Source organism: Massilia horti (assembly GCF_004614195.1).
Lineage (GTDB): Bacteria > Pseudomonadota > Gammaproteobacteria > Burkholderiales > Burkholderiaceae_D > Telluria > Telluria horti.
Genome location: NZ_SPUM01000047.1, coordinates 59,715 through 80,640, shown reverse-complemented (window position 1 = coordinate 80,640; position 20,926 = coordinate 59,715). Strand labels below are relative to the sequence as shown.

Genomic DNA, 20,926 nt, shown 5'->3' with positions numbered 1-20,926 from the left:
TATCATGGGAAAAGCACTAGATTTAGCTCACGTTACCTATGAGGCGCCCGACCTGGCGCTGATGGAACGCTTCATGACCGATTTTGGCCTGGTAAAGGTGGCAAGCAGCAACGGCGCCCTGTACCTGCGCGGAACCGGCCACCAGCACCACCTGCATGTCACCCGCCAGGCGGCACAGCCACGCTTTGTCGGCGCGGCCTTCGAGATGTCGTGCAAGGAAGACCTGGACCACTTGGCCACCTTGCCGGGTTCCTCGCCCGTGGCGCGCTCGCAAGAACCGGGCGGCGGCTGGGAAGTGTGCATGCGCATGCCGGATGGCTTCGAAATGCGCGCTATCTGGGGCCGCGAACGGGCAATGCCCTTGCCGCTGCGCGCGGCGCATGCCTTCAACGCGGGCCAGCGCAAGCACCGGATCAATGGCTCGATCCGGGTGAAGCGCGAACCGTGTCCGGCGATTCGCCTCGGGCACTTCGTACTACACGTGAGCAATCACGATGAATCCGTGCTGTGGCTGCAGGAACGCTTCCAGATGCTGCCGTCCGACCATTTTCTGCCGCCGGGGCAGGACGGCCCTGTGGTCGGCACCTTCCTGCGCTTTGACCACGGCCAGGAACTAGTCGACCACCACAGCATCCTGGTGCTGCAGTCGGAGCGGGTCGGCCTGCATCACTGTGCATTCGAGGTCCAGGACCTGGACGCAATCATGACCGCCCACGACTTTCTTGTCGGGCAAGGCTGGAAGCTCGATGTGGGCGTAGGGCGCCACCTGATGGGCAGCCAGGTGTTCGATTATTGGATCGATCCCTTCGGCTTTCGGGTCGAGCACTACACCGACGGCGACGTGGTCAACGCGCAGCACAAGGCAGGCAGCTTTAACGGCACCGCGTCCGAAACTACCCAGTGGGGCATGGAACCGCCGCCGGAGTTCTTCGAATGACTTACACGACTGAACCAATCAGCGAGCAAACGCGCCAGCGCCTGATGAAGGTTGGCACGGCGAACATTGCGAATGCTTTGCTCAGGCGCGGCTTCCGGAATGCGTATCTGCTGGGCGTGCAGCCGTTGGCGCCCGAACAGGGGCAATTGGTAGGGCCGGCATTTACCCTGCGCTTTATCCCGTCCCGGGAGGACCTGGACAGCATGGCCAACTACAGCCGTGACGATAACCTGCACCGGGTGGCTATTGAGCAGTGCCCGGCGGGTGCGGTGCTGCTGATCGATGCATTCGGCAACACCCGTGCCGCGGCAATGGGCGACATGATGGCTGCCCGCCTCAAAATGCGCGGCGTGGCCGGCGTGGTCACCGATGGCGGTTATCGCGACGCACCGGCTATCCGCGCCACCGGCTTGCCTTGTTTTCAGCAGCGCAGTGCTCCGCCGGCGACGCCGCTTGCGCTGCACCCGGTCGCGCTCAATGAACCGGTCGGCTGTGCAGGCGTGGCGATTTATCCGGGCGACGTCATCGTCGGCGACGGCGAAGGCGTGGTGGCGATTCCGCGCCATCTTGCCGACGAAATCGCGATCGACGCGCTCGATGCGGTCGAATACGAGGAATTCGCTGCCCAGCACATAGCGCGTGGACGCTCAATTCTCGGCCTGTTCCCAGCAACCATGGAAAGCCGCGCCGAATACGACACCTGGGTGGCCGCTGGCCGTCCGCCACTGGAGAAGATTTGATGACTTTCGATGCAAATACTTTCAAGTCGCTGGAAGTGCTGATCCGGCGCGAGTCGCTCGACCCGGACAAATGGATTAACTTTCCGGAGTACGGCTTTCGCCAGTATTTCTTGTGGAAGAACCCGGACACCGGTGCCAGCATCGCGATCCTCGAATACGAGAAGGGCGGGCGTATCCCGGTCAAGCATACGCACGCTTCCAACCAGTTCATGTACTGCCTGGAAGGAGACTACGAATATACCGACGTCGGCCTGCGCCTGACTCCGGGTTCCTTCTACATGAACCCGGTCGGTAATCCGCACGGCCCCACCATTGCGCACGAACGCAGCGTGCTGATCGAAATTTACGACGGCCCGCACTACCACGAAAAGCCCGTTTTTCACACCGACGAAAGCATTGGCGATTTCCTCGCCAAGCCTTGAAGCTGCCGCGTCGTTGCCACCCCATTTAGGAAGTCATTTTATGTTTGATACACAGGAAATTCTCGCCCGCTGCGGCATCGAACCCGTCCAGTCCGGCACATATGGCGTGCAGTCCGGTTGGGCCCCGACCGCCGGTCGCGCCACTTTTGAAGCCATCTGCCCGGCGGATGGCAAACTCTCCGCCCACATCGCCGGCTCGACCGCGGAAGATTTTCAGGCCATTCTCGCTGCATCGGTCGCTGCGCAACAGCGCTGGCGCATGGTCCCGGCCCCGCGCCGGGGCGAGTTCGTGCGCCGCATCGGCGAGCTGGTGGAGGACAACCTGGCAGCCCTGGCTGCGATCGTCATGCTCGATACCGGCAAGTCCGTCATGGAAGCCAAAGGCGAGCTCAAGGAAGTGGTGGACATGGCGACCCTGGCGGCGGGCCAGTCGCGCATGCTGTACGGCTTTACTCAGCAGTCGCAACGCGCCAAACACCGCATGTACGACCAGTGGCTGCCGGTGGGCGTGGTCGGCATCATCTCGGCGTACAACTTCCCGGCCGCAGTGTGGGCCCAGAACGGCTTCCTTTCCGTAATCGGCGGCAACACCGTGATCTGGAAGCCGAGCCCGAAGGTGCCGCTGACGGCCATCGCGCTGCAACACCTGGTGAATCAGGCAGCGAAAGAGTTCGACTGCGAAGGCGTGTTCACGCTCTTTATGCCAGAGGACAACGACGTCGCGGAACTGCTGCTGACCGACACGCGCGTGGCCCTGGTCTCCTTCACCGGTTCCAGCCATGTCGGCCGCAAGGTGGCCAATGTGGTTGGTTCGACCCTCGGTCGCCGCTACCTGCTCGAATGTTCGGGCAACAATGGCTGCATCGTGGACGAAACCGCCGACCTCAAGCTGGCCGCACGCGCGCTCACGTTCGGCGCGGTTGGCACCACCGGCCAGCGCTGCACCAGCACGCGACGGGTGATCGCACACCGTTCGATTGTCGATGAACTGGTGGCACTGCTCAAGCAATCGTTCGAGCAGGTCAGGGTAGGCGACCCCCGTGAGGCCGATACCCTGGTCGGCCCGCTGATCGACCGCGTCGCTGTCGGCCAGTTCGAGGCGGCGATACTTTCGGCCGTAGCGCAAGGCGGCAAGGTGGCCTGCGGCGGCAAGCGCATCGATCGTCCCGGCTACTACGTGCAGCCGACGATTGTGGTGGACGCCAAGCCGGATTGGCAATGCGTCCAGCACGAGACATTCGCGCCGATCGTGTATGTGATCCCTTACGAGACCCTGGATGAGGCGATTCGCATCCATAACGAGGTTCCGCAGGGACTGGCCTCGGGCATCCACAGCACCAACCTGATGAACATCGAAACTTTCCTGTCGGCCGCCGGCAGCGACTGCGGCATCGTGCGCGTGAACATGGGCACCACCGGCGCCGACGTGGGCGCCGCTTTCGGGGGCGAAAAGGAAACCGGCGGCGGCCGCACCGCGGGTTCGGACGCGTGGAAAGGCTACATGCGGCGCCAGAGCGTGTGCGTGAACTGGAGCGGCGAATCCGCCTGGGACAGCCGTATTGAACTGTGACTTATTGCATATCCGGAATCGAATCATGAACAAAGAACGCATTATTTCCCCCGCCGTCGTGGAGCCGCCGGAAGGCTTGTGGTCCAACTGTCTGCGAGTGGGCAACATCGCCTATATCTCCGGCATGACCGCGCGCGGTCCAGACCGCGAGACGATCCTTGGCGACAACGAGTACGACCAGGCCAAGGTGGTGTTTCAGAAGATTAAGGACCTGGTGGAAGCCGCCGGCGGCGTGATGAACGACATCGTCAAGATGACCATCTTCGTCACGCGCATCGAACACAACACCGACGTCTGGCGCGCGCGCAAGGAGTTCTTCACGGGCGACTTCCCGGCCTGCACGCTGGTTCAAGTAAGCAAGCTCGCGAAGGGCCAGATCCTGCTCGAGATCGAGGCGATCGCCCACATCGGCTGCAGCCAGGCTCAGGTGCAAGCATGAAGCTGGCTTCCTACCGGGTGGACGGCCGCGACAGCTTTGGCATCGTCGATGGCCAGCATGTGTACGATCTTGGCAAGCGGCTGGGGCCGGCCACACCGGACTTGTGTGCCGCGATTGCGCAAAATGCACTGAAGCAGTTTGCTTCGTTGCCCGGCAGCGTGACGCCGGATTACGCCTTCGATCAACTGACATTGCTGCCGGTGATTCCCAACCCCGGCAAGATTGTGTGCGTCGGCGTCAACTACCTGGCGCACCGCGAGGAAGTCAATCGTCCGGCCACGGAACATCCCACCCTGTTCCTGCGCGTGGCCGAATCGCAGGCGGCGCACGGGCAAGCCTTGCTGTGCCCCGCCGAGTCGGATGAGTTCGACTTCGAGGGCGAGGTGGCGCTGGTGATCGGGCGTGCGGGCAACCGTATCGCCGAGGCCGATGCCTTGTCGTACATCGCGGGCTTCTCGTGTTACAACGACGGGTCAGTACGCGACTGGCAAGCCGCCACATCGCAATGGACTGCCGGGAAAAACTTCCGTCAAACCGGCGCGTTCGGTCCCTGGCTGGTGACGGCCGACGAACTGCCGCCAGAGCAGCCGATGCGCATTGCGACCCGGCTGAACGGGGTAGAAGTGCAGAAGAGCAGCACCGATCTGCTGATCTTCGGCATGGCTCGCCTGATCAGTTTCATTTCGTCGATCACGCCGCTGTCTCCCGGCGATGTGATCGTGACCGGCACGCCGGGCGGCGTCGGCTTCAAGCGCGTGCCCAAGCTGTTCATGAAAGACGGTGACGTGGTCGAGGTGGAAGTGTCCGGCATCGGGGTGTTGCGGAATCCGGTCAGGAAGGAGCGCCTCGCCGGTTAGCGAAAAGAGGCGTAGGGTGCGCACCTGTGCACGCTGTACGGTTGCAAACAGTTTGCGTTTGCGTGTGGACGTGGTGCGTGTAGGTGCCGGAGCCAACAATATTCAACCGTACCGCGTGCGCACAGGTGCGCACCCTACGCCACTCAGGTCGCGGCGGCACCCGGCAGGCCGACTACCGTTTCCTCGAGAATGCGCAGCATGCGCTCCGCCCCTGGGGAGAGCGCCCGTTCCTTGCTCCACATGGCGCCCACCTCGTAGGCGAGGGTGGGCAACGACAACGGCAAACCGATCAACTGCCCGTACGACCGGAACTGTTTGACGACTTCGGTCGGCAGAAACCCCACTGCGCGGGTCGATTGCAGTACGCCGACGTTGAGAATGACCGAAATCGATTCGACATGATTGGCGGGAAAAGGAATCTCATTCTGTTCCAGTATCAGCTCGATCGGTTCGCGCACCAGTGATCCGATGGGCGGCATGATCCATAAATAATCCTCCAGCGCTTTCCAGCCGATCGTATCGATATTCTCGGGCGCGTGTTGCTGGCCCACCGCAAGGATCATTGGATCCTTGTAGAGCGTCTGGCTGTCGACATCGTGCGCTTGCGAACGGTCGGGCATCAGGCCGACGATCAGGTCGATTTCCCCGGTGCGCAGCAAAGCACGCAGCGCGTCCATTTGCGCCTCACGTGTAATGACCGCTGTTTCTGGCGAGGTCTCCTTCAGCTTGGAAATCACCTTGGGCATGAGCGTCAGTGAAATCCCCGGCAGCATGCCGACGGCGACGCGGTTGACCACTCCATTTGAAATCGCGTGCAGCTCGTCGCGCGCGTGCGCCAACTCGGCCAGGATGGTGCGCGAATAGCGGACCAGGCACTCGCCATGCGGGGTCAGGCGCAGGCCGCGGGGCGAGCGTTCGAACAGCGAAAAGCCCAGGCCTGTTTCGATTTCAGCCAGCGATTTGCTTATGGCCGGCTGCGATACGTTGAGGTATTGCGCCGCCTGTCCGAAGTGGCGGAAGTTATCCAGCGCCACGAGCAGTTGCATATGCCTCGGCTTGAGGTTCGCCTTGATATACCAATCGAGCTTTGCCATCTCCCACTCGTCGTTCCATTGTTGAACCCAAATTGTGCCTGCACAAATGCCAACGTCGGTGCGATTCGGCGATGGTATTTCAACACGTCCGGATAACCAAACGGTTATCGATTGAGCGTCATTCGACGCTTTCCCGCCAAAGCGTACCACCGCCTGGGCCCTTGCGTTCGCAGGCCCGCGCTTCTCCCCGCAGACATTCCTGAACGGTTATTGAGCGACCGGAATTATTCATTGGAGTCAGGCAAGTCACTCACGGAGAATCTTTTCAACAGGACACGTTTAAAGGATGCGGGAACTGGCAGAGATCGCCGCATCGGGTGTCGTTATCGCAACTCACGACAGGAGACAACATGCAGGAAAAGAGTATTCGCCGCGATGGCATCGCCGGGCATGGCGAGGGGCCTTGGTCGAGCGGCCAGATGCTCGCGATCGCTACCTTCACACGCATCGGGTGACGTCGATGCAAACCGTAAAGAACGTCCTGTTCATCATGAGCGACCAGCTGCGTTGGGACTATTTGTCGTGCTACGGCCACCCGGTCCTGCAGACGCCCAACATCGATCGCCTGGCGGCACGTGGAGTGCGCTTCGATGCGGCCTATGTGCAATCGGCGGTGTGCGTTCCCTCGCGCATGTCGTATTACACGGGCCGCTACGTCACCAGTCACGGTGCGAGCTGGAATTACGTCCCGCTTTCAATAGTACAGCAAACCTTCGGCGATTTCATGGCAGCACGCGAGCGCGAGGTGGCGCTGGCAGGCAAGACCCATGTGATCCCGGATTACCGTGGCATCGAGCGCGTGGGCCTCGATCCCGCGACAGGGCAGGGGGCGCATTTCCGGCGCGGCGGATTTGTCGAGTTGGACCGTTACGACGGCCATGCGGTTCCCGGTCCGGAAAGCGGCTATGCCGACTACCTGCGGGCCAATGGTTACGTTGGCGACGATCCGTGGAACCAGTATGTGGTCGGCGCGCTGGACGAGGCAGGGAATTTTGCCAGCGGGTGGCTGCTGCGCAACGCGCACCTGCCCGCCCGCGTGGCGAAGGAGCATTCCGAAACCGCCTACATGACCGATTGCGCGATCAACTACATCGGCGAAAAGGGCGAGCAGCCATGGATCCTGCATCTTTCGTACATCAAGCCGCACTGGCCGATGATGGCGCCGGACCCGTATCACGCGCTCTATCGCGACGCCGATACCGGACCGATCGTCGGAACCGCGAAGCCTGAGCACGAACCGCATCCGGTGCTCGATGCCTACCGCCGTGCGCATGAGGATTGCCTCAGCCACAGCAAGGAAGAGGTGGTGCGGCACGTCAGGCCGACCTACATGGGACTGGTCAAGGAGCTGGACGACCAGATCGGCCGCCTGATGGCCGAGCTCGAACGGATGGATCGGCTGAAGGACACGATGATCGTGTTCTGTTCCGATCACGGCGATTTCCTGGGCGACCACGGCCTGGGCGAGAAGGAATTGTTCTACGAACAGGCGGTGCGTGTGCCGCTGATCATCTATGACCCGCGCGCCGAGGCCGACGCCACGCGCGGCACCGCCGAAAAGCGATTCGTCGAGTCGATCGACGTGCTGCCCACCATGCTCGATGCGCTTGGCGTACCGGTACCCGAACACATCATCGAAGGCCGCGCGCTCACGCCGCTCCTGCATGGCGCGGCGGTCGACGACTGGCGCGACTGCGTCTTTAGCGAACTGGATTACTCGTTCCGCGACGCGCGTCGGCTGCTTGGCCGCAGCCCGGATGAATGCCATGCCTGGATGGTGCGTACCGCGCGCTGGAAGTACGTCCACTACAAGGGCCTGCGGCCGCAACTGTTCGATCTGCAGGCCGACCCGCTGGAGCTGGAAGACCTTGGCGCCGACGCGCGCTACGAGCAAGTGCGCGCGGAAATGCACGCCCGCTTGGCGGACTGGCAATTGAACCTGAAGTGGCGCACTGGCATCGACAACGCGTCGGTCGAGCGCGGCACGGAAGGCTGGAAAAACATCGACATGAAGATCGGTGTCTGGTGATTGGAAATCGATGCCGATTGAGTAGCGCATCGGTTCCCTGACCCGGAAGCAGGGCCGGCGCCCTAAACAGGGCGTTGAAATAAGAAGTACTACAGGAGATACATTTGAAGAAGGCATGGACCGCGTTGGCTTGTCTCGCGGTGACCGGGAGCGCCATGGCGCAAACCGGATCGACAGTCAATTTGTATGGCGTTATCGATGGTGGCGTCACTTATGTCAATAACCAGGCCGGCGGACACAACGTGCTGGCCACCTCCGGCATCGTGGAGCCGACGCGCTTTGGTCTCACCGGCTCGGAGGACCTGGGAGGCGGCTTGTCAGCGATTTATCGTCTGGAGAGCCAGTTCTCGCAATCGACCGGCGCGCTGGTGGGCACTAGCCTGTTTGGACGGCAGGCCTATGTCGGCTTGAAGGGCAGTGCCGGCACGCTCACGGTGGGCAATCAGTACGACTTCATGTTCGACACGCTGCAAATGAACGGGTACGATGCCGCCAGCCGTTTTGGGGGGCTGTACAGTTTGCGGCGTGGCCCGTTCGGCAAGTTGGCGATTCCGGGAGCGCCGGGAGGCTCGGGCGACTTCGATCGCCTTTCAGGGCAACGCATCGCCAATTCGATTAAATTCACCAGCAATAATTACGGAGGATTGACCTTCGGCGGCATGGTCGGCGTGGGCGAACAGCCCGGCGACAGCGGCAAGAACCGATCGATCAGCGCGGGCGCAAACTACGAAGTGGGCAGGTTCGGCGTCGCCGCGGCTTACACCGATGTCAGGTATCCGGATCTGGCGGGCGGGTTGGGCAGCGTGCGCAATATCGGCGTCGGTGCGAAATACAAATTCGATACCGTGCTGGTCAGCGCGCTGTACACCGGGACCAAGAACACAGCCAACGGCGCCAATGTGAATGTTCTCGAACTGCTCGCCAAAAAATCGCTCACCGAAAAGCTCTCCGTGGGTGCCAGTATTGATTTCATGAAGGGCAACGCGGTAGTGGACAACAACAAGGCATGGCAGCTCAACGGCGCCATCGATTATGCATTCTCGAAGCGGACCGACATCTATGCGCTGGTGGGTTATCAGTTGGCACAGTCCGGCAATGGCGGCTTGGCGCAGGCGAGCATTCATGGCATTCCCACTGCCGCAAGTGGAAGCCACCAGGCATTGACGCGTATCGGCATCCGTCATCGTTTCTAACCACGACCAGAAAAAAATGATTGACCGGCACAGGCTGTCAAGCTGCCTGGCGCCGGCGTCCTAGGAGACATCGATGTTGCAGTCACAATCAAAATTCCATGAACGGTTAGTGGTCGGTCTGCTGTTCGTTTTCATGGTGATTAATTTTGCCGACAAAGCCGTGCTGGGTTTCGTCGCCGTTCCGATGATGAAGGAAATGGGCCTGACCCCCGCCCAGTTCGGCATGGTCGCCAGTAGCTTCTTCCTGCTCTATTCCGTATCCGGCATCGCGTTCGGATTCCTGGCCAATCGTTTCAAGACCAAATGGATCCTGCTGATTCTCGCCCTGCTGTGGGCGGCGACCCAGTTCCCCATCATTTGGTGGCCGTCGCTGGGTGTGCTCGTGGTGTGCCGGGTGCTGCTCGGAATCGGCGAGGGACCTGCATACCCGGTAGCGATTCACGCGGTCTACAAGTGGTTTCCGAATGACCGGCGCAATCTTCCGACCGCCTTCATCTCGCAGGGGGCGCCGGTCGGTGTGGTGGTGACCGCACCGATCATGGGTTATCTCATCGCACAATATGGCTGGCGCGCAGCGTTTGTCGCACTGGGTTTGGCGGGGCTGGCATGGGTCGCCGTCTGGTTTGTTTTTGGGGCGGAAGGCAAATATGGCGATGCCCCAGCTGACACCAAGCAGGGCGCACCGGCCGAGGTGGCGAGCGAACCTGTTCCGTATTGGGCGCTGCTGACGGATCGCAGCATTGTCGGAACCATCATCGCTTCCTTTGCCGCCTACTGGATTCTGGCGGTGGGGCTGACCTGGCTGCCTCCGTATTTGCAGCATGGTCTTGGCTACAGCACGGTCAACACCGGCTGGCTGGTGGCGGTGATCGTGGCATCGAATATCCCGTTGCAGATCGGCGGATCGTGGCTGTCGCAGTATCTGCTCGAACGTGGCGTTTCTTCGCGCATCTCCCGCGGCTGGGTGATGAGTGGCTTGATCGCCATTGGCGGCCTGTCGATCCTGGTGGCCATGACGGTCGCTGGCGGCCTGGTCATGAAGATCGTGTTCCTGGCGATCGGCTGCGCGCTGCCCAATATCGCTTTTTGCATCGGCCCGGCGATCATCGGCGAAATCACGCCGTCCGCGCAACGCGGCGCGATTTTGGCGATTAATAGTTCGCTCGCGACCATTGCTGGCTTGCTGGCGCCAATGGCAACCGGCTGGATCCTGCAAAACGCTAGCACTCCCGGCATCGGCTACGGCAACAGCTATCTGCTCTCGGCCATGATATTGATCGTTGGCGGCGGTATTGCGCTGCTGATGATCCACCCCGGCGCCAGCCGCAATCGCCTGTTGAAGGCGCAGCGCGCGAGCAGCCCGGTTGCCCATGCCGTAATGCGCAAGCAAGCCTGAGCAAACGATGCAGCCTGCCTCGATTTTCAATGGATGGCGCCCGGCCTGGTGGGGGCGCGTCAATCCCGGCAACCTGCGCCGCGACCTGATCGCCGGACTGCTCGGCGCGGTGCTGGTTTTGCCGCAAGGCGTGGCGTTTGCCACGCTGGCCGGGCTGCCGCCGCAATACGGGATTTATTCGGCGGTGGTTCCGTGTATCGTGGCAGCGCTGTTCGGGTCGAGCTGGCATGTCATGTCCGGACCGACCAACGCCAATTCCCTTGCGCTGTTTGCCATGCTGTCGCCGCTGGCTTTGAGCGGCAGCGGACAGTTCATCCAGCTCGCGCTGGCAGTTACCGTGTTGGTCGGCGTAATGCAATTGGCAATCGGCGCGTGCAAGCTCGGTTCGGTGGCCGACTTCATTTCGCCATCGGTCATGCTTGGCTTTACCAGCGGCGCGGCAGTGCTGATTGCACTGTTTGCACTTAAGGACCTGTTCGGCCTGCAGGTGCCTGCTGGTACGAGCGCGCTCGGCGTCGTACACCATCTGGTTGCACAGGCCGCGACCATCAACTGGTATGCGGCGCTGGTTGGTATAGTGACGATTCTGGCCACGCTGGCGGCAAGGCGGTTTGCGCCGGCCTTGCCGCATATGCTGCTCGGTGTATTGTCCGGCTATGGCACGGCGTGGTGGCTCAATCATGCGGCCGGCCACGGCGTGGCCCGCGTCGCCGTTGTTGGCACGATACCGTCGGCGTTACCGGCGTTCGGCATTCCGCATGTGTCCTGGGCGGTCTTGCCCGACCTGGCCGGTATTGCGGCTGCCTTGACCATCGTTGCGCTGGGCCAGTCGATTGCCATCGCCAAGGCGGTGGCGATGCGATCGGGCCAGCAGATCGACGCCAACCGCGAATTCGTTGGACAAGGATTGTCCAATATCGTGGGCGGTTTTTTCTCGGCCTATGTCTCGTGCGGCTCGCTCAATCGCTCCATGCCGAATTTCGAAGCTGGCGCGCAAACGCCGCTTGCGTCTGTGTCTTCCGCCTTGTTGTTGGTTGTTTTGGTGGCAGCCAGCGCCCCGTTGCTGGCGCAGATACCGCTTGCCGCTATTGGCGGCATGCTGATGCTGGTGGCGTGGGGCTTGCTCGACTTTTCGCGCATGCGTCGCATTTTCCGCGTCAGCCGGGTTGAGTTTGCCATCGTCCTCGCGACCCTGGTTGCCACGATCCTCATCCGGTTGGAGATTGCCGTGCTGCTGGGGACGGTGTTATCGCTGGTGACCTATCTGTATGGGGCATCACGTCCACCCATCCGCCCGATGGTCCCCGATGCTGAAGATGCCGCGCGCGCCTTTACGCCGCTGGATGAATTGCCCCAGTCGCAGCCAGAGTGCCCGCAGCTCAAGCTGGTGCGTGTGGAAGGGGCGCTTTACTTCGGCGCGGTTGCGCATGTGGCGAGCAGGTTGCAGGCGTTTCGCACCGATTCGCCGTCGCAGAAGCATCTGCTCGCCATGGTAAAGAGCATGAATTCAATCGACATGGCGGCGGCCGATATGTGGGAGGACGAAATGAAAAAGCGCCGGGACGAGGGCGGCGGCCTGTACTTTCACCGCCCGCGGCGGCAGGTGATGGAAATGTGGAAGCGCACGGGGTTCATCGATCGCGTTGGGCCGGACAATCTCTTCCCCAGCAAGGCGTCAGCGATCGGTGCGATATACGAAAGACTTGATCCTGCCATTTGTTCGGGTTGCCAAATTCGGCTTTTCAAGGAATGTGGCCGAAGCGGCAGCGAACTCCGTTTGCAGTCTGGAGAGACTCATCATGCGAACTCTTGATTTATTCCTCCGGTCATCCGGATTCATGAATCCTTACTCCCGGCTCTTGCTCCTCGTGTTAGCCGGCGCTGTAGGTAGTGCCAATTTTGTGCTGATTGCGGTTTTCCCCTGGTTGTCCTGGAATACAGGTGTTGTACTTGGCTGTGCGTTATTTGGGAACATATTGTGCGCTATGCTCATTGCACTCGTCGTGTTGCTGCAGTTCGCAAGGCGTGACGCTGGCGTCACGGCCGGATTGGAGAAATCGCCTTGCGGTACGAGGGACTATGGCAAGGAGTGGGCCGAGTATCTCTAGCGGGATTGCTCGTCAGGTACGTATGTATAGATCCGGTACGGGTGCCAGTTCTCTTGTTTCCAAAACCCGAGCAGTTTGTCAAACAGCTCGGGGTGCCTGAGGTTCAGGTAGATGATGATGGCCTTTCTCGGTCGTTGTTCGAGCGACGCCAAAATATTTATCAAAACCCTCTCGAGCACGTAAGCCTCGAATGGATTAAAAAAATACAGGACAAGGTCTTCAGTTGGCAGGTCGAATATGGCGGCATCGCAGTGCAGGCTCACGACGCGTTGCGCCGAGCGTCGTTTGTAGAGTGAAATGTTCCGGTTTGCGAGATCGTTCATTTCTCCGCTGAACTCGACACCGATGACCTGCTTGAACGGCCGCTCCCCTGCGAGCAAAAGCACTCGTCCTTTTCCAGACCCGAAATCCACGAACGCGTATTGGGCATAATCTATGTTCAGGTGCCCCAGCAAGCGCCTGAACGAGAAAACAGGAGACGCCTCATAACCCGGTCCGCAGCTCGTTCGCGCCAAAGGATCTGTGATAGACCGAGTAGAAACGCCATTAACCAGGTCAAAGCTTATGTTCCAAAATCTCCTGTAAAGCTGCGTTGGCGAATAGTGCCATGCCTTCTCTTTTCGCCAAATACAAAAGGTGCTCGCTGCTGAGATGATCGGAGCCAGAAGCCATTCCACTAGTTCTCGAGGGAGTTGCCTGTGCTTCGCGAGCAAAATCTTGAGGTGCATCTTGCTTCTCCTGGCAGGGTTGCCCCTCTATCGGTCAGGCAACGTCGGACGATAACTACACTTGCTTCGCAGATCATGCCTGCGGACCACAGCCCGTGCACTGCGTCGACACAAGATACGTACTCTGCGAAGGTCGTACCAATTCCAAGTCCCGCATTAAATCAAACACAAATTTCTGGTCGGCATCTGTGTGTCGGCCGATCGGCGTGCTTGAGATATTGTTTAGATTTCATGTCCGTTGCCTTTTTGGCATGTTACCCTGGGCGCAATTTCTTTAAGCCAAAAGGGAACGGGGATATGTCAACAGTATGCATCACGGCACCAAAGCGTCAGAGCTGGGGAAAACGCCTGCTCCATTTTCCGCTGACGAAAATCGTAATCGCGACGTTTCTCGCTGTGGCGTCTGCAGTCCTGACGTTTAAGTTGGCGAAGGCTATCGCGGCCAAGGAAATGCGAATCATATGGCCTGAAATCATCAGCGCAATTGTCGTCTTGTTGAGTTATTGGGCATATGTTCGTCTCGTCGAAAAGCGGCCGGTGACCGAACTATCGCGCCTCAATGCCTTGTCGGAAATCGTTGTGGGCCTGTTGATTGGTACCTTGATGGTCGAGGCTGAGATTGGTGCCCTGTATGCGTTGGGCCATTACGAATTAACGGGAATAAATAACTGGACCATGAAGCTCGTGCAGCCCTTGGCCGTCATGGTTTTTGTCGGGGTAATCGAGGAGGTAATTGGTCGAGGCATCATTTTCCGGATTACCGAGGAGGCGTTGGGAAGCTTGCCAGCGATCTTGATCTCCGCGCTGCTTTTCGGGCTCGCGCATATTCCAGGGAAGGATGCCGGCGTTATGGCGATCGGCAATACCGTAGCCGCGGGCGCCTTTTTTGCTGCCGCATACATGCTGACGCGTCGCCTCTGGCTTTGCATCGCCATCCACGCTGCCTGGAACTACACGCTGGGGTCGATATTTTCGATCGCGGTATCCGGCCAAGCGAGCAGCGGCTTATTGAATGGAAGATTGACCGGTCCGGAATGGATAACAGGTGGTGCTTACGGGCTCGAGGCTTCGGTATTGACCTTGGTTGCCTTGGTCATTGTTGGCGGCTATTTCTTCTGGCTGGCCCACAAACGGGGCCATTTTGTTGCCCCCATTTGGCGTCGGGTTTCTCTTTCGGTGGCATAGTTTTACCGCCCTTGCGGCCGCCCGGCCAGGTGTGCGTGGAATAGTGCGCGGTCGGGGCCGGGGTCTGACAGGTAATCGATCTTGCCCGCAATGACGGTCGCGACTGGCAGCCCATCCCGGAACAGGATGCGGTTGCCGGCAAGGGCAGGGACTTTGTCGCCGGGCAGCAGCGTACCGCACAGATTCAGCGGATCGACGCCGGAGATGCAAACCAGGCAGCCGTCATCCGCGCGCCGACGCACTTCGCGCAGCAGTGGAATGGCTTCGGGAAGCGCAAACTGTTCGCCCGAGAAACCAGCGACGAAGCGTCCCCCGCGGATGTCGCCGCGCGCTTCCAGCCGGTGATACACCGCAAGCAGATCGCGCCACGGCGGTAGCCACGCGGCTTCCCGCTCCAGCAGGCGCCAGAACATCACTCCGTAGCGGCGCAGCAGCGTCATGGCGACGTATTCCAGCGTTTCCGGGTCGATGCGGGGCTTGTGGGTTGGCTTTCCTGGAGTCGCCGCTCCGCTTGCGGTTACCGGGCGCCGTACCAGCGCCCAGCGTCCCGCTTCATCCATCGATGGAGCGACGCTGCGCCGGCGGCGCTTGTCGTTGTTGGTTCGCTTGTTTGCAGGCAGAAGCATGGCGCGCAGTCCCGCGAAGCTGTCCGCGTTCACCAGGCCGACGGATACCAGCTCGCCGAGCGCGTTTTCCAGTTCCACCGGCAGCAGGCGTGCGTCGTGCTGCAGTTCGTCGAAGAACATCGCGCCTTCACGCCGGAGTAGGTCCAGCACTCGGCCGGCCCGGGGCGAAATGTCGGGCTGACCGGTATCGGTTGGGAGCGCGTTCCATAGCATGGTCTGGCGACGCGGCAGCAGCACGATTGGCGTGCTGCGCACCGGACCACCGGACGCCGAACGTGGCGCGTCGATGCGCGTCCATACCAGCTTGCCGGCGCGGCAAAGCTCGTCCAGCCACAGGGCGGAGTAATCGCCTAGCCGCAGTGCGAGTAGATCGCTTTCCCATGCTCCGGCGGCCGCTTCATAGCCTTCCAGCTGCTCCAGCACGTGTGGCAGCGCGACTTGCCCTTGCAGTTGCGTGTCCGGCGCCAGGTGCTGCCAATTGAAGAGGAAGCGCATGAAGTCCCGCGCTTGCACCGGTTCGATTTCGCGCCGCAGCCGCTTGATCGTGTAGCGGTGGATGCGTGCCAGCAGATGGCGCTCGCACCATTCCTCGTCCGTGACGCCGGGCGTGAAATGGCCGCGCATGACGTAGCCTTCATTCTCCAACTGTGCGAGGGCGATAGCGACGGCAGTCTCCGGCAATGCCAGGCTCGCGGAAATGGCCGCGAGTGGCTGTGGACCGAAGCCGGACAGGCGGGCACGCAGGATCTCGACCAGTGCGGCGTCGCGCGTCCACGCCTCGCCGCCGTTACCGCGGTGGCTCTCCGGTATGGTGAGCTCGGGCGAGGCCAGCGCCTGCGGATAGGCGGCCTGCATGCAGTCCAGGCGTTCCAGCGGCACCCAGAAGTCGACGCCTTGCCCGTCCCGCAGGCGGGTGGCGCGTCCGCTCGCGGCAAGTGCTTCCAGCCAGATCGTCCAGCCATCCTCTTGAATAGCTTCGTCGTGCGTGACGAAAGCCAGCGCCACGAGCGCTTCCTGTACTTCGTCGGCGTTGCGCGCGTGTGGCCAGGCTTCTTCCGCCACGCTGGCAATCGCATTTGCGTCCAACGCGCCAAGATCATCGGTTGATGCCGGATCGGTCCAACGCCGGGTCTGGACGGCGCGCGCGCGGCGTTCTTCCAGCGGCGCGTCGTCAAGGAACGCGTAGGGCTGCGCGTTGAGGATTTCCGCAGCCAGCGGGGAGGGCGCGGGCAGGTCGCGCGACAGCAGGCGGATCTCGCCCGCTTCCATGCGCCGCAACAGGGCCAGCCAGCCTTCGCTGTCCATGGCTTCGTGCAGGCAGTCGTCGAGCGTCTGGTCCACCAGCGGGTGGCTGGGCAGTTCGCGTTCCCCTACGATGTTTTCCAGGCACGCCGCCTGGTCGGGGAACACGGCTGCCAGCAGGTCGTCGCTTTTCATGCGCTGCAGCTGGGGCGCGACCCGGTGCCCGCCCACGAACCGTGGCAGGGCCAACGCCGTGGTGGCGGTCCAGCGCCACCGGACGTTAAACAGCGGTGCGTCGAGCAGGGCTTGAACCAGTATCTGCTCGGCGCTCGCCGAACGCAGGTAGCGCCAGACTTCGTCCAGCGGAAAACTGTGGCTGATCGAAAGCGAAAGGATGATCGCGTCTTCAAGGGCCGCGGCCTGCAGTTCGAAATTGAAGCTGCGGCAGAAGCGCTTGCGCAGGGCCAGCCCCCAGGCGCGATTGATGCGGCTGCCGTACGGCGAATGCAGCACCAGCTGCATGCCGCCGGATTCGTCAAAGAAGCGCTCCATTACCAGGGTGTCCTGGGTGGGCAGGGTGCCGAGCGCGGCGCGCGAACGCGCCAGGTATTCGGCGATCTGGCGGGCGGCCGCCTCGGATATGCCCAGGTGCTCGCCCAGCCATGCGACAGCGCGGTCCCGCGCCGCGCCGCCGTCCGCACCCGCTTCGGCCAGCTGGTGTTCGATCTGCGAGCGCAGCCGAGCCACGCCAGCCGAAAGCTCGTCGCTTCGGCCCGGCGCTTCGCCCAGCCAGAACGGTATGTTGGGTGCGGCGCCTTGCGCATCTTCCACCCGCACCCTGCCGGTTTCAACCCTGATGATGCGGTACGACCGGTTCCCAAGTTGGAAGATGTCGCCCGCCAGACTTTCGACGGCAAAGTCTTCGTTCACAGTGCCGATGGTATGGCCCTGCGGTTCCAGCAGCACGGCGTAGTCGGCGGCGTCCGGTATCGTGCCGCCGGAGGTGAGGGCCGCGAGCTGGCCGCCGCGCCGGCCGCGCACCGAACGGGTGGCGGCGTCGCGGTGCAGGTAGGCGCCGCGCACGCCGTTGCGGGTGCTGTAGCCTTCGGCGAGCATGCGCAGCACGGCATCGTAGTGGCTGCGCTCCAGCTGCGCGTAAGGCTGCGCGCGGCGCACCATGTCGAATAGTTCAGTCTCGCCCCATTCGCGGCAGGCCACTTCGGCCACGATCTGCTGTGCCAGCACGTCCAGCGGCGCCTTGGGAATGCGCAGCGCGTCCAGTTCGCCGCGCTGCACGCAGTCGAGCAGGGCCGCGCATTCGATCAGGTCGTCGCGCGATGTGGGGAACAGGCGGCCCTTGGGCATGCCGCCGACGTGGTGGCCCGAGCGGCCAACGCGCTGGAGGAGTGCCGCGATATTGCGCGGCGAGCTGACCTGGCACACCAGGTCCACATCGCCAATATCGATTCCCAGCTCCAGCGATGCGGTCGCGATCAGCACCCTCAGCTCGCCGCGCTTCAAGCGCTGTTCGGCGTCCAGGCGGTACTCCTTGGCCAGGCTGCCGTGGTGCGCCGCCACGTGCGCTGTGCCAAGGCGATCGCCGAGGTGGCGCGCGGCGCGCTCGGCCATGCGGCGCGTGTTGACAAAGATGAGCGTGGTCCGGTGCTGCGCTACCAGTTCCGCCATGCGGTCGTAGACGCGGTCCCATACCTCGTTGGCCATCACGGCCTCGAGCGGCACCGGCGGCAGTTCAATCGCCAGGTCGCGGGCGCGCACGTGGCCAACATCAACCACCGCGCAATCGCCGCCTGCGGCACCGACGAGAAAGTCGGCCACGGCGGACAAGGGCTTCTGGGTCGCGGACAGGCCTACGCGCACCGGCTTGTGTGCGCACAGCGCGTCCAGCCGCTCCAGGCTGAGCGCCAGGTGGCTGCCGCGCTTGCTGCCCGCGACGGCGTGGATCTCGTCCACGATCACCGTGCGTACGGTGGAGAGCATGGAGCGGCCGCTGGTTGACCCCAGCAGCACGTACAGCGATTCGGGCGTCGTGACGAGGATGTGCGGCGCCCGCTTGCGCATCGCGTTGCGTTCCGCCGAGGTAGTGTCGCCGGTGCGCACGGCGGTACGGATGCCGTGCGCCGGCAGGCCCGTCGCGGCAAGTATGCGGTCGATGCCCTCCAGCGGCGCCTCCAGATTGAGGCGGATGTCATTCGAAAGCGCCTTCAGCGGCGATACGTAGAGCACCTGTGTTTCGTCGGGCAGCTCGCCGGTGCCGCTCTCGCGCACCAGAGTGTCGATCGCGGCAAGGAAGGCTGTCAGGGTCTTACCCGATCCGGTCGGCGCTGCCACCAGCGTCGGCCGGTTAGCCTGGATCAGCGGCCAGGCGCGCAACTGCGCCTCGGTCGCGTTCGGGAACGTCGCGTTGAACCACGCCGCGACTGCAGGATGGAAGTTCTGCCAGATGTCGTCAATGCGCACGTGTTTGTTCATGATCGGCAGATGGGGTTGACGCGACCGAAGGCAAGAGCGCGTTCAGGATCCAGAATACTGCTACCAGGTCAAGTATGCCCGGTCTTGTTGACGTGTCAATCCTTGCGCCGCTATTGAATTTGGTACACTGCCTCCTTTTGTTCGCACAGGGTTTTATCATGGCGCCACCGCTCGAGTTGCGCGCACAGGCGCTGCAATGCTTGCTGGAGACTGATCCGGTCATCAAGACCGAGGGCGTGGCCGCGATGGCAAAAGCATATCTCGCAGGCGAATGCGGGGTGGACAGCGAGGCAATTTTGGCGGGTTCGGAGGCGATTCCCGGCCGCCCGGAGCGCCCGTTGCTGGTGCCGCCGCGGCTCGTGGGGCGGCGTTCGATGGCGACTGTGGAAGGGCGCGCCATGCTGGTCCACGCGCTGGCGCACATCGAATTCAATGCGGTCAATCTCGCGCTCGACGCGCTTTGGCGTTTCCCCGGCATGCCGGACCAGTATTACAGCGACTGGCTTCGGGTGGCAACGGAAGAAGCTTTCCATTTCTCGCTGCTGGCCGCGCATTTGCAAACGCTCGGGCACCAGTATGGCGATTTCCCGGCACACGACAGCTTATGGGAGATGGTCGAGAAAACCCGTGGGGATATCGTGGCCCGCATGGCGCTGGTGCCGCGCACGCTGGAGGCCCGCGGCCTGGATGCTATTCCGCCTTTGCGCGCCAAACTCGCGCAGGCAGGCGACCTGGCGGCGGCCGAAATCCTCGACATTATCCTGCGCGACGAAATTGGACATGTCGAAATCGGCAATCGCTGGTACTGCTACTTGTGCGAATTGCGTGGGTTTGAACCACGCACGACCTACGATGAACTGGCGCTGCGGTACAAGGCGCCGGTGTTGAAGGGGCCTTTCAACATCGAGGCGCGCCGGCTGGCGGGCTTTTCCGAAGCGGAGTTGGTCCGCTTCGCCGACGCCGGGCTCAATCCGCCAGAAAGTTCCGCAGCAGCGCCGTGAATTCGGGCGCGGCTTCGATATTCGAAAGATGCGACGCCGGAAGCACGGCGACTTGCGCGTTCGGTATTGCTCCTGCAAGCCACTGCGCGTCGGCGACTGTTGTCACGGGATCGTACTGACCAGCGATGACCAGCGTGCGGTTGGGGATTGAGGCGACCGCGTCGCGCAGGTCGCAGGCGCCGAGCGCATCGCAGCAGGCAGCGTAGCCGATGCCATTCTGGTCGCGCAGCCGGGCGATCATGGTGTCCACGATTTCAGGCTGGCGCTCGATGAATGCCGGGGTAAACCAGCGGCCTGCGGAGCCTTCCGCCACCGGGTTCATTCCTTCCGCGCGGACCATGGTGGCGCGGCTGCTCCAGCCTTCCGGCGTGCCGATGCAGGCCGCGGTATTGGCCAGCACCAGCTGCTTGACGCGGTGCGGCGCTGACACTCCCAGCCATTGGCCAGTGATCCCGCCCATCGAGATGCCGCAGAAATGGGCGCCTTCGATGCCAAGGTGATCGAGCAGGGCGACGACATCGCGCCCCAGGTCTGCAATGGTAATCAATCCGGAAGCGGGCAGCGATTGGCCATGGCCGCGTGTGTCGTAGCGCACTACAAAGAAGTCCTCTGCCAGCGCGGCGGCCTGGCTGTCCCACATGCGCAGGTCGGTGCCGAGGGAGTTCGAAAATACTATGCAGGGTTTGCTGCTGTCGCCTTCGGTGACGTAGTGCAGCCTGATGCCGTTGATCTGTGCAAATGGCATGGTGTCTCCTTAAGGTTTGATTCAAAACGCTGTGTGTGGGCGGTGCAGCCGTCCGTAGGGTGCGCACCCGTGCGCACGCGGTTCGCGAACGTTGCGTAGTGGTGCGGGAGCCGCAAGGCAGCAT

General features: G+C 62.1%; 16 protein-coding genes. 12 read left to right on the top strand and 4 right to left on the bottom strand.

Going from position 1 to position 20,926, the window contains the following annotated elements; genetic code table 11:
* Nucleotides 1-4: 4 nt before the first annotated feature.
* Genes E4O92_RS08250 through E4O92_RS08225 form a run of 6 tightly spaced genes read left to right on the top strand, consistent with a single transcriptional unit; the run spans nucleotide 5 to nucleotide 4,965 of the window.
* Nucleotides 5-937, top strand: coding sequence for a VOC family protein (locus tag E4O92_RS08250; protein WP_135189288.1), 933 nt, complete (start codon nucleotides 5-7; stop codon nucleotides 935-937).
* Nucleotides 934-1,677, top strand: coding sequence for an RraA family protein (locus tag E4O92_RS08245; RefSeq protein WP_135189287.1), 744 nt, complete (start codon nucleotides 934-936; stop codon nucleotides 1,675-1,677). The genes E4O92_RS08250 and E4O92_RS08245 overlap by 4 nt, the downstream gene beginning before the upstream one ends.
* Nucleotides 1,677-2,099, top strand: a complete 423-nt coding sequence (locus E4O92_RS08240; RefSeq protein WP_135189286.1) for a cupin domain-containing protein — start codon at nucleotides 1,677-1,679, stop codon at nucleotides 2,097-2,099. Before E4O92_RS08245 ends, E4O92_RS08240 begins: the two co-directional genes overlap by 1 nt.
* 40 nt (nucleotides 2,100-2,139) lie before the next feature.
* On the top strand, nucleotides 2,140-3,669 hold the full coding sequence (locus E4O92_RS08235; protein ID WP_135189285.1) for an aldehyde dehydrogenase family protein: 1,530 nt from the start codon (nucleotides 2,140-2,142) through the stop codon (nucleotides 3,667-3,669).
* A gap of 25 nt (nucleotides 3,670-3,694) precedes the next feature.
* Complete coding sequence (locus E4O92_RS08230; RefSeq protein ID WP_135189284.1) at nucleotides 3,695-4,108, top strand: RidA family protein; 414 nt, start codon at nucleotides 3,695-3,697, stop codon at nucleotides 4,106-4,108.
* The gene (locus tag E4O92_RS08225) at nucleotides 4,105-4,965 is read left to right on the top strand and encodes a fumarylacetoacetate hydrolase family protein (protein ID WP_135189283.1); all 861 of its coding nucleotides are present in this window, start codon (nucleotides 4,105-4,107) and stop codon (nucleotides 4,963-4,965) included. The genes E4O92_RS08230 and E4O92_RS08225 overlap by 4 nt, the downstream gene beginning before the upstream one ends.
* Nucleotides 4,966-5,108: 143 nt before the next feature.
* Here the strand turns inward: E4O92_RS08225 and E4O92_RS08220 are convergent, their stop codons facing one another.
* Nucleotides 5,109-6,059, bottom strand: a complete 951-nt coding sequence (locus E4O92_RS08220) for a LysR family transcriptional regulator (protein WP_135189282.1) — start codon at nucleotides 6,057-6,059, stop codon at nucleotides 5,109-5,111.
* A 460-nt stretch (nucleotides 6,060-6,519) separates the two neighbouring features.
* Between E4O92_RS08220 and E4O92_RS08215 the strand changes: the two genes are divergently transcribed.
* The 4 genes from E4O92_RS08215 to E4O92_RS08200 all read left to right on the top strand — a co-directional run bounded on the left by E4O92_RS08215 (nucleotide 6,520) and on the right by E4O92_RS08200 (nucleotide 12,490).
* On the top strand, nucleotides 6,520-8,088 hold the full coding sequence (locus tag E4O92_RS08215) for a sulfatase-like hydrolase/transferase (RefSeq protein WP_135189281.1): 1,569 nt from the start codon (nucleotides 6,520-6,522) through the stop codon (nucleotides 8,086-8,088).
* 104 nt (nucleotides 8,089-8,192) lie between these two features.
* The gene (locus tag E4O92_RS08210; protein WP_135189280.1) at nucleotides 8,193-9,281 is read left to right on the top strand and encodes a porin; all 1,089 of its coding nucleotides are present in this window, start codon (nucleotides 8,193-8,195) and stop codon (nucleotides 9,279-9,281) included.
* Nucleotides 9,282-9,354: 73 nt separating this feature from the next.
* Nucleotides 9,355-10,677 (top strand): MFS transporter, encoded by a 1,323-nt coding sequence (locus E4O92_RS08205; protein WP_135189279.1) that lies wholly within the window; start codon nucleotides 9,355-9,357, stop codon nucleotides 10,675-10,677.
* Between the two features lie 7 nt (nucleotides 10,678-10,684).
* The gene (locus E4O92_RS08200; RefSeq protein WP_135189278.1) at nucleotides 10,685-12,490 is read left to right on the top strand and encodes a SulP family inorganic anion transporter; all 1,806 of its coding nucleotides are present in this window, start codon (nucleotides 10,685-10,687) and stop codon (nucleotides 12,488-12,490) included.
* Nucleotides 12,491-12,781: 291 nt separating this feature from the next.
* On the opposite strand, the gene E4O92_RS08195 is transcribed toward E4O92_RS08200, so the two are convergent.
* Nucleotides 12,782-13,513, bottom strand: a complete 732-nt coding sequence (locus tag E4O92_RS08195; protein ID WP_135189277.1) for a class I SAM-dependent methyltransferase — start codon at nucleotides 13,511-13,513, stop codon at nucleotides 12,782-12,784.
* 297 nt (nucleotides 13,514-13,810) lie between these two features.
* Here E4O92_RS08195 and E4O92_RS08190 point away from each other — a divergent pair, with 297 nt between their 5' ends.
* Nucleotides 13,811-14,698, top strand: coding sequence for a CPBP family intramembrane glutamic endopeptidase (locus tag E4O92_RS08190; RefSeq protein WP_167759732.1), 888 nt, complete (start codon nucleotides 13,811-13,813; stop codon nucleotides 14,696-14,698).
* A 2-nt stretch (nucleotides 14,699-14,700) separates the two neighbouring features.
* Here E4O92_RS08190 and E4O92_RS08185 read toward each other — a convergent pair whose 3' ends face one another.
* Nucleotides 14,701-19,056, bottom strand: coding sequence for a DEAD/DEAH box helicase (locus tag E4O92_RS08185; RefSeq protein ID WP_135189275.1), 4,356 nt, complete (start codon nucleotides 19,054-19,056; stop codon nucleotides 14,701-14,703).
* Nucleotides 19,057-19,214: 158 nt separating this feature from the next.
* On the opposite strand from E4O92_RS08185, the gene E4O92_RS08180 reads away from it, so the two are divergent.
* Complete coding sequence (locus tag E4O92_RS08180; RefSeq protein WP_135189274.1) at nucleotides 19,215-20,057, top strand: ferritin-like domain-containing protein; 843 nt, start codon at nucleotides 19,215-19,217, stop codon at nucleotides 20,055-20,057.
* On the opposite strand, the gene pcaD is transcribed toward E4O92_RS08180, so the two are convergent.
* Nucleotides 20,023-20,802, bottom strand: coding sequence for a 3-oxoadipate enol-lactonase (gene pcaD / locus E4O92_RS08175; protein ID WP_135189273.1), 780 nt, complete (start codon nucleotides 20,800-20,802; stop codon nucleotides 20,023-20,025). The genes E4O92_RS08180 and pcaD overlap by 35 nt on opposite strands.
* Nucleotides 20,803-20,926 lie beyond the last annotated feature (124 nt).

Coding starts and splice junctions, on each gene's coding strand:
- E4O92_RS08250 (WP_135189288.1), top strand. CDS start 5: ATGGGAAAAGCACTAGATTTAGCTCACGTTACCTATGAGGCGCCCGAC.
- E4O92_RS08245 (WP_135189287.1), top strand. CDS start 934: ATGACTTACACGACTGAACCAATCAGCGAGCAAACGCGCCAGCGCCTG.
- E4O92_RS08240 (WP_135189286.1), top strand. CDS start 1,677: ATGACTTTCGATGCAAATACTTTCAAGTCGCTGGAAGTGCTGATCCGG.
- E4O92_RS08235 (WP_135189285.1), top strand. CDS start 2,140: ATGTTTGATACACAGGAAATTCTCGCCCGCTGCGGCATCGAACCCGTC.
- E4O92_RS08230 (WP_135189284.1), top strand. CDS start 3,695: ATGAACAAAGAACGCATTATTTCCCCCGCCGTCGTGGAGCCGCCGGAA.
- E4O92_RS08225 (WP_135189283.1), top strand. CDS start 4,105: ATGAAGCTGGCTTCCTACCGGGTGGACGGCCGCGACAGCTTTGGCATC.
- E4O92_RS08220 (WP_135189282.1), bottom strand. CDS start 6,059: ATGGCAAAGCTCGATTGGTATATCAAGGCGAACCTCAAGCCGAGGCAT.
- E4O92_RS08215 (WP_135189281.1), top strand. CDS start 6,520: ATGCAAACCGTAAAGAACGTCCTGTTCATCATGAGCGACCAGCTGCGT.
- E4O92_RS08205 (WP_135189279.1), top strand. CDS start 9,355: ATGTTGCAGTCACAATCAAAATTCCATGAACGGTTAGTGGTCGGTCTG.
- E4O92_RS08200 (WP_135189278.1), top strand. CDS start 10,685: ATGCAGCCTGCCTCGATTTTCAATGGATGGCGCCCGGCCTGGTGGGGG.
- E4O92_RS08195 (WP_135189277.1), bottom strand. CDS start 13,513: ATGCACCTCAAGATTTTGCTCGCGAAGCACAGGCAACTCCCTCGAGAA.
- E4O92_RS08190 (WP_167759732.1), top strand. CDS start 13,811: ATGTCAACAGTATGCATCACGGCACCAAAGCGTCAGAGCTGGGGAAAA.
- E4O92_RS08185 (WP_135189275.1), bottom strand. CDS start 19,056: ATGAACAAACACGTGCGCATTGACGACATCTGGCAGAACTTCCATCCT.
- E4O92_RS08180 (WP_135189274.1), top strand. CDS start 19,215: ATGGCGCCACCGCTCGAGTTGCGCGCACAGGCGCTGCAATGCTTGCTG.
- pcaD (WP_135189273.1), bottom strand. CDS start 20,802: ATGCCATTTGCACAGATCAACGGCATCAGGCTGCACTACGTCACCGAA.